Here is a 16,810-nt window from a genome sequence, read left to right on the forward strand (position 1 = left end):
GCCATTAACCCGATAGAGAAAAACTATGTCGAACATACCACCAATTGAAGATGGCTATATTGATGATGTCATCAAGTCGTCAGGCCCTTTAAAGCCCAACCTGAACAAAACCCAGGGTATCGAACTGCGTGCGCTGGTAAAGCTTCTGCGCGACCGTTTGGAAGGCGAGATCTCCGATCATTATGCCAGCAGCCAGGCAGCACTTTCGCAAAAGGCCAATATTGATCAGGTTGTTTTAAATACCACAAAGGTAAACGGCAGGCCTTTATCCGGTGATGTTGTGCTTGATAAGAACGATGTAGGACTCGGTAATGTAGACAATACGCCTGATCTGGATAAGCCCCTGAGCAGTTTTGCACAGGCTGCACTGGCATTGAAGGCCGATATGGTGGATGTAAACGAGCGTCTTTCATCCAAGGTTGACAAGGTTGCAGGTAAACAGCTTTCCACCGAAGATTTCTCCAGTGCAGAAAAAGACAAGCTTGCGGGCATACAGGACAGCGCAACTTCCAACCAGAGCGATGGCTACCTGTTGGCACGTGAGCACCATACCGGAGTTCAGGTCATAGAAACGGTTACGGGTCTCCGTTCTGAACTTGACGGTAAGGTTGGCCAATCAGAAAAAGGGCAGGGCAACGGTATTGCCACACTTGATGGCAATGGCAAGATCCCCCTGTCGCAGCTGAGCGAAGCGCTACTCGGTAGTGTGAACTATCAGGGCAACTATGATGCTGCAGGGAACAGCCCATCGCTTCCAGCTGCAGCTGGAAACAAGGGCAAATATTATGTGGTAGCTGTTGCGGGCAACCAGCAGGGACTGGAACTGAATATAGGCGACTGGATTATATCCAACGGTAATGTTTGGGAACGTGTAGACAATAACAATAAGGTTACCAGCGTAAACGGGAAACAGGGATCTGTAATGCTGGGCAAAGTAGATATCGGTTTAGGCAGCGTAGATAACACGAGTGATGCAGCCAAGCCTGTTTCTGCCGCTCAACAGGCTGCATTGGATGGCAAGGCGAACAGTAACGGCTCGAATGCAGCTGGCGTTTGGGGGATCGATATCAACGGCAATGCCAATACAGTAAGTATATTAAACAGCAGCCAGATATTTACAGCTATAAATGGCTCCAATCTAGGTTCCAATACGCTCAATGTAAATATATTCGGCCGTTCAGCTTATAGCGACAGGCTTGGAAATGGTGCGGCTGATATGGCTTTTCACTGGCAGGGCCAAGATGGACAACCTAATTGGTTATGGGGAAGTAATGCCCCAGGTGATATGTACGTTTACAATCCTGCTAATTTTAATGTGGCCCATGCTATTAATGCCGATAATGCTACAAATTGGAATAGAAGTATTGTTAATGATTTTGATTTGCCCGTCGGCTTTCAACTTTTGGAAGCAGGAGGCGAGACAACCAGTAATCAACCTATCGGAGGACAATGGGGGCAGGGAATCCAGTTTTCAACAAACAATAATCCGGCATATGGTAATCAGTTGGTTTTTACTGTAAATGGAAATTTATGGACAAGAACCAAACAGGGAGGCGCGTATTCTGGTTGGGATAGAATTATCGCGGCATCTCAACTAGGGAATGCAGCCTATTTAAATGCTTCCGTTTCATCCGTTGGAGATACCCTGGTTAGGCGGGATTCCAGTGGTGATATATTTGCAAATGCGGTGCATGTTTTCGCAATTACCGAATCGAATAATCAGACCAATTATGGTACCTTGGGTTATATGTATGGTGGTAATGGCGATAATTATATCAGGCGATATACATTCGATCATGTAAAGCAACAATTAGGTATTAGCAATTTGGGTAGTCTTTACCAACCCTTAGAAAATCAAAGGCTATCTAATTCAAATGCTGTACAGTTTCAATCTGTATTTTTAAACGAATATGTTTCAACTCCTAAAATTGATTTACGTGGGGTTGCAAATACCTCTTTCATTCAAGGTAACGGAGAATTTATTGATATTAGGCCTTCATCAGATGTAAGATTTCTAAGCATCACAAATAATGATACGCCAACGGTTGTTATTCATGCGAGAGATGGACAGGTTGATATGGCATTGTTGGTAAGTGCTGCGATACAAAACACAGGCAGAACGCTGACAGGTACACTATCATTGACTGCAACACCTCAAGACGTAGCTGATAGCGATAAGGTATTGGTTGGGAAACTAGGAACAGGGGATGCCTGTTGGGCAAGTAATAATTTCTTTAAAAATAACATATTAGGTTTAGGTAGCGCCGCCTACTTAAATGCAAATTCTGCTCATACAGCTGTAAATCAGGTTGTAACCCGTGATGGAAATGCTACAATGGGGGCTCAGGATGTATTTATAGGGGCTAAAAATGCTTATGTTTCAGCGCTTTTAGATGGAAAGGCCAATAGCCAGTATTTGACTGGAACAAGAGATATGAATGAGTATCTTCCTTCTGGTTTGTACGAAATTGAGTCGGCAGGAGGTATTTTGTCCAATACGCCTGTTGGCGATACTCAAGGTAATAATTTCTCCTACATCAGTATTGGTAGCCCAAGTAGGAATTTTCAAATGATGACAACATATGGAACTACCGATGTTCATGTTAGGAGCAGGACTACTTATGATGGGATTAATTATAATTTCAGCGCATGGGAACGTTTGGTTAAATCAAGCGAACTTGGCAGTGCTGCACATCTAAACGTTGATATGTCGCCAAGTAACCACACGGTTGTTCAGCGAAACGAGGCAGGACACATTTTTTCAACTTTTTTCAATGCAAGTGATAATACGATTGAAAGTTTTATTCCCAGTGCATTGTATGCATATAATGGTTCTGATGGTTACTTAAGGAAAGTTAATGCAAATGGAATAAGAACATTTTTAGGCTTAGGCTCTGCTGCATATTTAAATGCAAGTGGTGGTGATGATGCCATACAATTTGGTCATGTAGTAAAATATAATTCATCGGGATTTATTAGAACAGCTGCTAAAAATTATCCTCAGTCTGGTGGACTTACAGCTTTGTACGGTAGCAAAGGAGAAGATGACTTTGTTTGGGCTTTTAATAATGATGCTGTAAAAGCCTTTTTAGATTATAACGGAAGTCAAATTTATTCTGATGTTTCCAATGTTAATGCAGATATTCAAGTGTCAAAATACATGCGTTGGAAACAGCACGGTAGCGGTCACGTTATTTTTGATGCCTCTGCGGGAACGTCACCAACAGGAGCATCAATTGATAGGAACAACCCACAGGTACATGCTGATGGAGGTGTAAACCCTGTTTTGATGGGGTGGAATGGTATTAATACTTATGGGGTGCGTGTTGACAGTGCCAGACTTGCCGACTATTCTTCAAATACTGATAAATGGGCTGGATTAAGCAGGACCGCTGGCATTGTAAACAGTAGCGAAATAAGCTATTTGCACATATTAAACGGCCAGGGCGATAATTCTGGATTTGCAGATAGAAATACAATTAAATCATGGCTAGGGCTTAATACAGATAATCAATGGAGTACAGCAGCAGGCGATATAGACTTAAATACATTATCTGATTTTATTGTTCAAGAATCTTATGGCGCCTCTACCAATGTTCCATTTGGGCAACAATATAATTTAATAGTTAATTTTAAAACGCCATCTGGAGGTCCGAGAGGTTTACAATTAGCTTCTCATTACGGTTCCGTTGATCATTTTTATTTACGGAGCAAATTTGATACTACCGGCCAGTGGAAAGCATGGAAAGAAGTTGCTACGCATGATCAGTTAAGTTTACAGTTGATAACTAATGGTGGTACCATAACAACGCAGGCCATTGGCGTAAATATGTACGATGGCCAACCAGCATCGACAATATCATTGGCCATTGGTGATAATGATACTGGTTTCCAAAGGGGAGGAGATGGCGTAACAGGCTATTATTCCAATAGTAACTTTTTATACAATTTAAATGATCCTGCCTCAATTAGGAGTTTTTTAAACCTGAACACAAACCAGGATCCAACCTTTAGAAATTTAACTGCTAACGAAGCGCATTTAAATAGGATATGGAGCTTTTATGGTGAAGCTAGTGTTAATAATTATTCTTGGACGGATGCGGCCATTACAACTACAAGTATAGAAATTGTAACAAGTGGTGGCAATGTTTATACTGACAGGGCACCAACATTGGCTTTTCATCGGTACGGATCAGGAGGACCACAGTTTAGGTTAGATCCTACAGGTACAAATGTACTGTATCTTGAAAGTGCTAATGTAAATTCGGCACGTAGTGGTGCTACTTATGGCGGAGGAAACAATAACTATTTCAATAAATTAGTTATCGATGGTGGACTTCAGATAAGTGGAAATACTCAAATTGGAGGAATAGGTGGGTTTAATGGTTTCGAGTTAGGTAATGGAGATCAGGCAAGCTATGGTTCTTATAATTTTAGGTTTAGAGGATGGTGGGGAATGGGAATGTCCGATCATGTAGGTAACATTAATGGATATTATGATTTTAGAAGTGGTCTGTGGGATGTTAAAGGAGGATATAGGGTTAACGGACATATGATTGAAGATAGTAAACTTCAATCTACATCACATTATGGTACCTTCTGGTTAGAAAATAGTTGGGATGGTACTTATTGGCAATTACATTCCAATCATGGTTCGCCTGTTAATGTGGGTAGAGCAAATACAGCTGGCACCGCCGATGCCAGTAATTATGTGAACTGCCCGGATGGATCACGTCAACCCAATGATATTTTCCCTCAGAACAATCCCAATCGGGTAAGATTTGATTTCTCCAATGCGGCAAATGTAGGTGTAGGAGGTAATTATGCCGGGGTTATGACCTATTCTCCTTGGTCGGGTACTACAGCCAGTACGGGCGATGCCTCATACCAGCTAATATTTGGTTCAACTGGCCCTAACGCCGAAGGGGTACCAATGCTACGCATTAGAAAAGGTATTGATACAAGTTGGAATGGTTTCTATGATGTGTACACAAGTGCTGATATTGGCAAAGTGAGAACTGATTTGGGCCTTGGTGCGTCTGCTTACGAAGCAACTACATTGCAACAGGCTTATAACAGAGGTAATAGTGTAATTGGTTCTTTAAATATCGCCTCCAGCAGTACAACAGATACTGGATTCAATAGTGCAGGTTTGGTGATAAGAGAGGGCAATATGGGGGGAGCACCACAGGTTAAGCCAAGATTATCATTTCATTGGTCTGGAATAGTGGCCAGTCAGCTAATGCTAGAGTCAGACGGTGCAGTTTCTGTTTTCAATAATCCTGGTACTGGGTACGAAAAATTTAGAGCAAGTTCAATAGGCACATATGAATTACGTTCAATTAACACCCGTTCTGATGGGGGTGTTGGTAAGATCGACTTTGCTGATATAGGGATAGGATATAATCTTTCTGCCAAGTACTGGACATTTTGGAACGGTGCTAGTGAACACTATGGCATTACAAATGATTATAGTGGCGCTGGTGCCCAGCTATCTATAATAGCTGCCCAGGCAGGAGGCAATATCAGATTCTATTCAGGTATGGATACTGGTACTAACCGGGGGATTGAAAGGTTGTCGATTGAGTCTAATGGTGATATTTACGTTAAAGGCTATACTTATTTCCATGGAGATATTAAAATAGGTCATAATCAAGGAGCATCCAGGATTACCATGGGAGATATTGACGAACAGCAAAGAGATATCCACTGTAACTCAAATAGAATTGGGTTCCTAAATGCTGGTGGTGGCTGGGGTGCGTATTGTAATAACGATGGCGGCTGGATCGCTGACAATTATATTGGTGGAGGACGTGTATTTGCCGGTTTTGATAGTGGTATCGCGGGCTCAGTGAATGCATCCAATTGGTTTAGAAGTAATGGTGCATCAGGTTGGTACAATGAAACTTTTGGTGGTGGAATTTTTATGTCTGATCCAACTTGGGTACGTGTTCACGGCAATAAAGCGTTTTGGGCTGATAATGGAGCAAGATTTTTGGATAATATCACAATTGATAAGTCAGGTTCTTATGGAACATTAACTTTTGGTACATCGCCAAATGGAAATGACCCAGCTTTTATCCGTCATTTCGAAACGCCGAATGGTGGTAATAACGGTAGAATGGAATTCTCTGTTTCTGATGATATCGGGGAAAATGATTGTTTTTCTTTTGGATCAACTCCCGGAGGTAGTTTCCAAGAAACAATCCGGTTTACAACTGGGGGAAGTGCAAAGTTCAATGGATCGGTAAGTGCAACAGGTGGGTTTTTCGATACTTCTGATATTAACCTGAAAACAGTTGTCGATTCTAAGTTTGATGTTTCTGAAATCGAATCCATAGCCTTTAAATGGAAAAATGGAGATGATAAAGTACATTATGGCTATTCAGCTCAGGAAGTTCAAAAAGCTATGCCTGATGCTGTAAAAGAGCAGGCAGATGGTACGCTTTCGGTTAATTATACTGAAGTACTTATTGCGAAAATCAACATGTTAGAAAACGAGATCAAGGTTTTAAAAAGCAGGTCTAACTAAATTTTCCAATCAATAAAAAATAATTAAAAATAAAAACATGAAAGTAAATTTTAACAGGCCGCTATTAAATTTAGATGGATCAGAATCAGGAGAAACCCTGAACAAACTTTTGAGCAATATTTTGGCACAGGCGAACGAAGGGGTAACCGAGCCGATCAAGTTTTTCGATTGGGCGATCAAGATCTTCAATGATGGTGAGGTGGAGCTTGACAATACAGATGCCGAATTGTTAAAGGGCTTTATCAAGAACCACAAGCAGCTTACCGTTTTTGCCAAAGGCAGGCTGTTAGAAGTGTTCAAGGCAAACGATTAGCCTTTTAAAGAGATTAAGATATTAGCCCATAGGCTAAAACACAAGTAAGGCACCATGGTCCCCCAGAGCTGTGGTGTGCCATTAACCCGATAGAGAAAACTATGTCGAACATACCACCAATTGAAGATGGCTATATTGATGATGTCATCAAGTCGTCAGGCCCTTTAAAGCCCAACCTGAACAAAACCCAGGGTATCGAACTGCGTGCGCTGGTAAAGCTTCTGCGCGACCGTTTGGAAGGCGAGATCTCCGATCATTATGCCAGCAACCAGGCAGCACTTTCGCAAAAGGCCAATATTGACCAGGTTGTTTTAAATACCACAAAGGTAAATGGCAGGCCTTTGTCGGGGGATGTTGTGCTTGATAAGAACGATGTAGGACTCGGTAATGTAGACAATACGCCTGATCTGGACAAGCCCTTGAGTACTTTTGCACAGGCTGCACTGGCATTGAAGGCCGATATGGTGGATGTAAACGATAGGCTTTCATCCAAGGTCGACAAGGTTGCAGGCAAACAGCTTTCCACCGAAGATTTCTCCAGTGCAGAAAAAGACAAGCTTGCAGGCATACAGGACGGTGCAACTTCCAACCAGGGCGATAGCTACCTGTTGGCACGTGAACACCATACCGGAACCCAGGGCATAGAAACGGTTACGGGTCTCCGTTCCGAGCTTGACGGTAAGGTTGGCCAATCAGAAAAAGGGCAGGGAAACGGTATTGCCACACTTGATGGCAATGGAAAGATCCCTTTGGCACAGCTGAGCGAAGCGCTACTCGGTAGTGTGAACTATCAGGGCAACTATGATGCTGCTGGGAACAACCCATCGCTTCCAGCTGCAGCTGGAAACAAGGGCAAATATTATGTGGTAGCTGTTGCAGGCAACCAACAGGGACTGGAACTGAATATAGGCGACTGGATTATATCCAACGGCAATGTTTGGGAACGTGTAGACAATAACAATAAGGTTACCAGCGTAAACGGGAAGCAGGGATCTGTAATGCTGGGCAAAGTAGATATCGGTTTAGGCAGCGTAGATAACACGAGTGATGCAGCCAAGCCTGTTTCTGCCGCTCAACAGGCTGCATTGGATGGCAAGGCGAACAGTAATGGCTCGAATGCAACAGGCATTTGGGGGATCGATATCAACGGCAATGCAGCAACAGTAAACTGGAGTGGAGTAATAGGGAAGCCGATAAACCTGACTCACTTTATAAATGACCTGGGCAATTATGGAAACTGGATAACCAAAACGCAAGCTGAAGGGTGGTTCGCTGAATTAACAGGTGATGTGTTTACTGGTCAGGTGGAGGCGCCATCATTTAAGATCAATACTCCTAATGGCCTGCTTTTTGGGAATGATTTTTTTGGCGGCGGTGGAGATCAGGCAAGAATATATATTGCAAGGGTTAATGATGGGCTATCCGGTGAAGATCAGGAACTTCGAATAGAAATTGGTAATGATGCCCCTCTCGACAGAATATCTTTTAGAGCGTTAAACCCTGCTGGAATTAGCAATCCAAACGGAGTTTTTGTGGCTGACTGGGTGGTTTGGAATGCAGGGAATTTTAATCCAGCAAGCAAAAGCAATATAGAACATACCCATATATGGGCAAACATTACCGACCGGCCAACCAATTTAAGCGATTTTAATAATAACTTAGGATTAGGCTCACTTGCCTATTTAAATAACGGTGATGTATTGTCCTCCTCTATAACGGGTAATGCTACAACTGCAACGACGTCACAGTTTGCTGAAAGAGTCGGTAATGATAGCTCATACATGCGTTTTCATTGGGCTGGCCAAGATGGACAACCCAATTGGTTATGGGGGAGTAATGCCCCGGGTGATATGTATGTTTACAATCCAGCCAATTTTAATGTTGCGTATGCAACTTTAGCCGATTTTTCAAATAACTGGAAAACATATGCGGTAAGCAACTTTGACGATGTTACTGGCTTTAAGCTGCTAGAATCATTAAGTTCAAACACACTAAACCAGCCGAATGTAAATAATTGGGGGCAAGGAATACAGTTTTCTACAAACAATAACCCATTGTATGCTAATCAATTAGTCTATTCTGCCGACGGCCAATTATGGACGAGGTCTAAATCAGGAGGATCATTTGGTAATTGGGATAGAATATTGTCTTTTGGTCAGGATGCTACAAAATTACAGTCAACAACACATCAAGGAACCTATTGGTTGGAGAATAATTGGGATGGTACTTTCTGGCAGTTACATTCGAACCATGGTGCGGGTGTTAATGTTTATCGTGCGGATTATGCAGCAGATGCAGAGCGATGGGGTGGATGGTTAGCAAACTTTAACACCGATATTTCAGATACTGGAAATCCAATAAATGCTATTGCAGTACGTGATTTGGGGGATGGTAAGTTTAAATTGGGTTATGCTCCACAGGTAAGACAGTTTTTAGGACTAGGCTCTGCCGCTTATTTAAATGCAAGCGGAGGAAATGATCCAATTCAATTTGGGGAAATTATTAAATATAACTCTTCAGGATTTATTAGGACATCATCAAAGAATCATCTTCAATCTAATGGACTTACTGCTTTGTACGGAGCTAAAGGCGATGACGACTTTATTTGGGCTTTCACGCCCGAATCCGTTAAAGATTTTTTAGGGTTAGGTAGTGGTGCCTTTTTAAATGCGAATTCTTCATCAGTAGGTAATAGTTTAGCTTATAGAGATGGCAATGGATTTTTATTTTCAGAATACATCAATACGACTGGAGCATCTTCCAATATAGATGGTAATGGTACTTTACAGATAAGAGGCCTTTATGGAGATTATAATAATGATGGCTATCATAGGCTGTATAGTTCTTCTGCCGTTAAGGCGTTTTTAGGATTAGGTTCTGAAGGGTTTGGATACTTTAAAGGGTGGGAAAGAGGATTTGAGAATAAAAACCTGAATAATCAGATAACCCAGGGATTTTATGATATTTATTCAGCTGATAATCCAAGTGAATGGGCAAATGTACCTAATGGTGGCATCTATGGTAGTATGGCAGTATTTCATATGACCAATGTTACCACTCAGTTGGTTAGTGATAGTTCAAACAGACATTTTATCCGTAGCGGTTATGGAGGCGGATCAAATCCTATTACAGCGAGTTGGAGAGAATTGGCATTTCAAGATTCATTTGCAGGAACATATCAGCCTCTAGAAAACCAGCGGTTAAGTACAAATAACCAAGCCAATTTTGCTGGGCTTGTTATTAACGGCGGTGCCGATTTAATATTGGGTTCAACCGGGGGTAATGATATCGGCGATGTGGTATGGCAGGATACATTGGGAGAAAAGCATAGGCTTTGGGATGATGATGCAACAAATCAAACATTAGCCTATCGTTATAGAGTAGGTAATGTGTATTCCATTTTACACTCAGGTAATTTTAATGTTTGGACACAAGAGAAAGAAAATCAGCGGCTATCAACCAATAATAATGTCAATTTTGAAAGGATCTGGGCAAACTACGGTGCTAATACCGGCAATTATTCATGGGTTGGTGCGGCTTTAACCACAAATAGTATCGAAATTGTAAACAGTTCGTCTGGAGTAACAGATTCTTCACCAACGTTAGCCTTCCATAGATGTGGCTCTGGTGGACCTCAGTTCAGACTGGACCCAACAGGGACTAATGTTTTATATCTCGAAAGTGCTAATGCAAATTCTGCCCGAAATCCTTTTCAATACGGCAATGGAGCAAATAATTATTTTGCAGAATTCGTTGTTGATGGTAAACTACAATCTAAAGGGCGATTTAAAACATATGGTAATACCTTTCTAGGTGCATCCGATGCATTTGGCTCAGAGCCAACGGTTACTTTGGCTATCGGTGATAGCGACACAGGTTTGCATTGGACTGCTGATGGCAATGTTCAATGGTGGTCAAACAATCAGGCGCTATACAATATGCAGGATGTTTGGCGAACAAACAATTTTGATCCAAATTCGAAAGCCAATACCAGTCAATTGCAGTTGCAATATATCCGTAATTATGGCGGTGCTGAATTCTGGAGTGAAACAAATACAAGTACAGCATACTCTGACGCCGCACTTCAATTAAGAGAAAGTCAACACGGTGCAAGCACGGGCTTTTTAGCTCCAAGGCTCGCCTTTCATTGGGGAGGCGTAGCAGCCAGCCAGATTACTATTGAAAGTGATGGTAGGATAGCCATCACAAATAATCCTGGAACAGGTTATCAAAATTTTATTGCCAATAACGTTTATGGAGCTAACGATGTTTCAGCTAATTATACATATGGCCAGATATTTACTTCAGGAGGAAGGATTTGGACTGGTTACGATAGTGGTCTTGCAGGTGCTGTTAGCGCTTCAAACTGGTTTAGAAGTAACGGAAATTCTGGATGGATTAATGAAACCCATCAAGGTGGCATTTACATGGAGGACAATACCTGGGTAAGGGTCTATAACGGAAAAGCTTTTTTGGTTAACAATGAAGTAAATGCCAGTAGAATGGTCGTGAATACAGACTCATTTAAATCTACGAGTTTTAGGGGGATGGCTGGTGATTATGATCAAAATGGTACTACTGATAAAATTATCTGGACCATTGGTGATAACTGGGCAACCATCCAGAACATGTACGGAATCGGTTATCAGTATAGTACAAAATACGGAAATGCTCACTCTATTGTATTTAGGGTAAATGGAAATGTAACTTCCGCCATTAATTTAGAAAATGGCAATGGTTATTTTGATGGGAAAGTGAGTGCAGGTACGGGTAGTAATGGTGGTTTTGGGAATGCAACTTATACACAAGGGCATAACAATATCTGGAGATTACATTCGGATCCTGAATACGGTATAGCATACTATCAGTATTGGGGCGCTGCTGGTAGTTTGGATGCTACTGGTTTCCACTTTGGTGATAGGAACAATCCTGTGTTTTTCGTGAGAACAGATGGAGAAGTGCATGTGGGCAACGGTAAAGGATCATCCTCATTAGTAATGCACGATATTGATGATGCCACTAGGGTTTTACACACCAATAGCAACAGGATAGGATTCCTAACTACGGGAGGATCTTGGGGCTCTTATTGTGAAAATGATGGGGGCTGGAGAACGGACGCTGAATTTAGGGTAGGAAGTACTAAAATAAATGGGAGTGGCATTAACGTTACCGCTGGTAATGGGAATGGCATAGGTTTTTGGGAAAGTGGTTTTGCTGGTGCTTACTCAATCTGGATGGGAGAAACCACCGCTTATGGCGGTAATCTTTCAGCTGATGGTGGTAATGATTATAATATGTACTTCAGGATGACTGATGGTAATCGAGGGTTTGTGTTCAAAACCGGGAATGGCCAAGATACCCTGCAGATTACAAATAATAAAATAACAGTTAATGGCATAGTAAGTGCATCCGGAGGTTTTTATGATACCTCAGATCAGCGTCTAAAAACAGAAACTGTTCAGATATTTGATGCCAGAAATATAAAAGCGCACACATATTTCAAAAATGATCAATTAGAAACCGGTTATTTTGCACAAGAGGTACAAACCTCAATGCCGCATACGGTTAAAAGTGATCGTAACGGTATCCTTTCATTAAGCTATACTCAGGTTTTGGTTGCAAAGGTTGCCAATCTAGAAGATGACGTTAAACGATTACAGGAAGAAATTAATTTTTTAAAACAGGGCATATGAGTTGGAGTAGCTTAACTGGAAACCAAGCTGTTTCTGGTAATAATTTGCAGGATGCAGTTAATGCAAAAGTATTTACATTAAAACAGAATCAAAATATACCCAATAATGATAAATGTCTTACCAGGGCAGAGATATCTTTATTAATTGAAATATATGAAATTCCTTCTGATCAAAAATTGGTTTTAAAAAATGAACTTGTATCCAAACCTGTATACACCAATATAGGCGTGCTGGATAGTAGTGCCTTTATGATTTGTAATAATGAACAGTACATATTTATATCTGAAAAAGACAAACACCGTGTTATCAGATATCCTATAGCTGGCGGAAAAGGAGTTGTAATTGCTGGTAATGGAGAAGCGGGAGCAGGTGAATATCAGCTTAATAGTCCCCTTGGAGTAGATATCGTAAATAACTATTTAATGATAGCGGATTCTGGCAATAAAAGGGTTGTTTATTGTAGTGCAGTTGGTATCCCCGGAAATAATTTATTAACAACTATAATTAATTGTGTAGGAAGTGCAAATGCAACGGGCTTCGATGTACCTGTACACGTTTCAGGTCAAGTATTTTCAGCTGCTACAGGTATTCAATCTTTAGTATCCTGTAGATTGATTTCTTCGGGTAATTCTAGACCTGTAACTATCGGAACTACTAACTTAGACAATGGCAGTTTGAACTTTAGCAATAATTATCCGAATGGTAATTATGATTTTTCTGGATACGACGATATGTTTATACAATATACCGACATCGGAACTTTAAGAGCTAATTATGTAACTGCCCAAAGTGGTGATTTTAATTTTTATTATAGATCTTATAGGTTTGACAGCGGTCAGATTGATACTTTCCGGACTCAAAATGCGGGATCCGAACCTTATTTGCCATTTGCTTTTTTATGGGTGCCATTTAATGTAGGAACGGGTTTTAAAAAGTTAATATCCGTTTTTGGAGGCTATTTAAGGGTTCATGTGAATAACGGAACCGGGAATGTAGAAAAATCCCTAAGTATACCATCCTGGATGTCTGATATCAAAGGAATGTCTGCTCAAAAATATCCTTCATTAGATAGTAACGGTTATCCCCGTAAACCAGTATTTATTCTTGCTGGCAACAGAGTTTGTAGATGGATGGATGATGTTTTTACAGAAATCCCAATAGGTATCGAACCAAATTATTACCTCATAGATGCAAATGCTTTTGCAAACTATTCTTCCTCAATCGATGCTTGTACCTTAGTACCAAACGGTGACGAGTATTTTGGACTGTTTACTACAAACGTTTCAGGCTCGGCTAACATCGGCGATACATTATATGTTTATCACTCTGGTTCTTACCATATAATTGATATGGACTATTCATACATCAGTTATAATGAGTTAGGACAAAAATTATGGATTCGGATTAATCCGAATGGTGTCGTAATAGAAAAAGGAGCATGTTCTTTTTCTAAAAACTTCAGCATTTATCAATCCGGTAGAAGACTGATATTAAATGCAGATAATGGAGCGATAACTAATGATCTTAATGTACTGGTAGAATTTACTGTATTAAATGATTCAGGTTTTGAGGCTCTTCCTGACAGTCGCTACATTACATTAAGCGCTGGTGCTACTTCCGTTAATTCTTCAAATATCGTCGGTAGTCCAAGTGAAATTATTTCTATCAATAATATTTCTTTTACTCCTGCCACAAGTTCAGGCTATACTTTATATGTTAATGGATATTCTGGCAATGATGAAATGATATTAAATTAATCTAAACTATTTTACACCCTTGAATGATTTTATAAAGCTAATTACCCAAAGCTTCATTCCTGCTTTCGAAAAAGGAATATTCGAAATCCGCTTTAGTTTTAAGCGTTTAACGCTGAGAACATTGGTTCATGACTTTATCTCTGTAGCCTCAAGTATCGGTTTTGTTATCGTGCCAGCATTTTTAGTAGGGTTTATTTTTTTATTGCTACCACAGGGAAGGGATACACTTTTACTCGTTGTAGAAAACCTATCCGCTTGGAATTTTTTACCGCTCATTTTTTTGATGCTTGGAATTACGGCATGGAGTATGGTTTCAGAACTCAGTGTCCGTTACGCAATTTACATTTCTGATAATTCGGGTAAAAACCTCAGCGATGACAGGGTGATGTGGCGGAAAACCGTTCAGAAATTGCTTGCCGCAATTTTTTTATTGTGGCCGTCTTTTATCGTTTTTGTCGGGATGGTTTGGAGTATGGTTACGGCCACCTATATGGAAAAAATACCTAGGGTTTTATGTTTTGGTGTTTGTTTTATTCTCATTTATTGGTTAATGTCCTTCTTGTCGAATAAATATTTTCGTAAATCTGGTAAGGCAAGTGCTGGTATTTATTTAAAAACAAAGCTTGGAGAACGCTCTTTACCCGATCAGGAGCAGAAATATCTGAGGAAATTATATGGAATTTATGAAGACTTTATTTATACATTACCAAAACCTTCTAATTTTCAGGGACCTTATAAAGAAGATCTGTTAGCTTTCTCAAAGTATTTTACAAAATCCAAAAAAGATTTTACTGAGGGATTTCCCCAGAATCCAAAAATACTCATTGAAACACGTATTGTTCCTGCCGCTTTTAAACTAATTGATCAAGAAAAAATACTAAAGAGCAGAGGAGAGTTATATAAATGGACCTACGAAATTCCATCGATATTTTATAAAGGCCTGCATAAACAGATTAAACTATTTGCTGGACTTTCTTTTTTATTGTTTATTTTAATTTGTTTTATCCCTGGGTGGTGGCCTGTTTTTTCCTGGATAGGGGCACCTGCTCTAATTTGTTTTGCATTTGCTTGTTATACCGGTATTTATATGGGACTTCTATATCTGGATAAGTCTCTGCTCAAAAAATGGAAAATTTCCATGCGTTTTTTGTTGATTATTATTCTTTTATTATGCTCTATTTATAATCAGGATCATCCAGTTCGAATGGAACGACACAAATCCAATGATCGTGCAACTGTTGTAAATCAGTTTAATAAATGGTTTGCTGTTTATAAAGAAAATATTGACAAACAAATTCCAAAAAACAAACAGCTGAATAAATATCCGGTTGTTTTTATTTGTGCGGAAGGCGGTGCCCTGCGTACCGGGGCTTACACAAGCCTATTTTTAGCGGGTTTGGGCACTAAATTAGAAAAGGAACATCATGTCGATTTTAAAAAATCAGTTTTTGCAATGTCAGGGGTTTCAGGTGGTGCTGTTGGCTTGGGTTTATACAATGCATTAATTTTTGAAAGCAACGATGATGTATCATCAGAAGAATCGGTTGAGTTGTCTAAAAGTTTTTTCCTGCGCGATTCATTATCCCCTATAATAGGCAAAATGCTGTTTGGTGATTTCCTCAACCTATTTCTGCCTTGGCATGTTGATTTATTTGACCGTTCTATTGCGCTTGAAAAATCTTGGGAAAAATCCTATCAATCGGTAGTTGGTGAAAAACAAGAAAATATATTTGCAAGAAGTTTCATTGCCAAAAAAACAAAACCAGATCAGCCATTATTTATCATCAATACAACAGAGGTTGAAACAGGGTTACAATGCTGGATCAGTAATCTTGTGCCTGATAGTTTGTTGTTTAAAAAACAGAGAGATTTGCTGGCAGATAGAGTGAATAATTTGAATTATAGTACCGCGATAAATTTTAGTACCCGTTTTCCCCTATTTTCTCCTGCTGCAAAAATCGGTGGCTCAAACCAAAAACCCCGTTTACATTATTTAGATGGAGGATATGTAGAAAACACTGGGAGTGCCTCTATGTTAGAAATACTTGAACTATTAAAAAATAGATCTTCATATTTCAATCAAATTACGCCCATCGTAATCACTTTACTATTTAGTGAAGAAGATAAAACAAATCCAAACATTAACTTCGGTAATGAGCTTTTAGAAGTATTAAATGCGGTTACAAATACAAGATCCGGAAACAGTAAGATCAGCAGATTTAGAATTAAACAGTTTTTAAAAAAAAACGGCAGTGGTTTTGCTATTGATGCGCCTCTAACTGCTGCAGAAAAAAACGCACCAATGAACTGGGTTTTATCTGCTCAAAGTATGAATAATATTAACCGCGATGTAAAGGATAAATTAAATAATACAACAGAGTCGGGAATAATTACGAAATTACTAAAGAGTGATTTGATTTATTCTAAAATAAAATAGTTCAAAATCAAATTATAGTTTCCTGCAAACACCATGTTCACTAAACCCTTGTGAAAAAGATATAAAATATATTATCAG

The 16,810-nt window shown here is 39.9% G+C and carries 5 protein-coding genes; all 5 read left to right on the forward strand.

The window, feature by feature from the left end; genetic code table 11:
• Positions 1 to 25 precede the first annotated feature (25 nt).
• The 5 genes from ACN9MR_RS01345 (at position 26) to ACN9MR_RS01365 (ending at position 16,732) form a co-directional block, all read left to right on the forward strand.
• Positions 26 to 6,532: a tail fiber domain-containing protein gene (locus ACN9MR_RS01345; protein WP_426327886.1), complete on the forward strand. Its 6,507-nt coding sequence runs from the start codon at positions 26 to 28 to the stop codon at positions 6,530 to 6,532.
• Between the two features lie 37 nt (positions 6,533 to 6,569).
• A complete protein-coding gene (locus ACN9MR_RS01350) occupies positions 6,570 to 6,845 on the forward strand; it encodes a hypothetical protein (RefSeq protein WP_426327887.1) in 276 nt (91 codons plus the stop codon).
• A 101-nt stretch (positions 6,846 to 6,946) separates the two neighbouring features.
• Positions 6,947 to 12,538 (forward strand): hypothetical protein, encoded by a 5,592-nt coding sequence (locus tag ACN9MR_RS01355; RefSeq protein ID WP_426327888.1) that lies wholly within the window; start codon positions 6,947 to 6,949, stop codon positions 12,536 to 12,538.
• Complete coding sequence (locus ACN9MR_RS01360; protein ID WP_426327889.1) at positions 12,535 to 14,295, forward strand: hypothetical protein; 1,761 nt, start codon at positions 12,535 to 12,537, stop codon at positions 14,293 to 14,295. Before ACN9MR_RS01355 ends, ACN9MR_RS01360 begins: the two co-directional genes overlap by 4 nt.
• A 19-nt stretch (positions 14,296 to 14,314) precedes the next feature.
• Complete coding sequence (locus ACN9MR_RS01365; RefSeq protein WP_426327890.1) at positions 14,315 to 16,732, forward strand: patatin-like phospholipase family protein; 2,418 nt, start codon at positions 14,315 to 14,317, stop codon at positions 16,730 to 16,732.
• The last annotated feature ends 78 nt before the right edge of the window (positions 16,733 to 16,810 follow it).

Origin of the sequence: Pedobacter sp. R-06 (assembly GCF_049913135.1) — a bacterium.
In the GTDB taxonomy this organism is placed as follows: domain Bacteria; phylum Bacteroidota; class Bacteroidia; order Sphingobacteriales; family Sphingobacteriaceae; genus Pedobacter.

What these genes read in the sequence shown, in the direction of transcription:
- ACN9MR_RS01355 (WP_426327888.1), top strand. Translation starts at nt 6,947, where the DNA reads ATGTCGAACATACCACCAATTGAAGATGGCTATATTGATGATGTCATC.
- ACN9MR_RS01350 (WP_426327887.1), top strand. Translation starts at nt 6,570, where the DNA reads ATGAAAGTAAATTTTAACAGGCCGCTATTAAATTTAGATGGATCAGAA.
- ACN9MR_RS01345 (WP_426327886.1), top strand. Translation starts at nt 26, where the DNA reads ATGTCGAACATACCACCAATTGAAGATGGCTATATTGATGATGTCATC.
- ACN9MR_RS01360 (WP_426327889.1), top strand. Translation starts at nt 12,535, where the DNA reads ATGAGTTGGAGTAGCTTAACTGGAAACCAAGCTGTTTCTGGTAATAAT.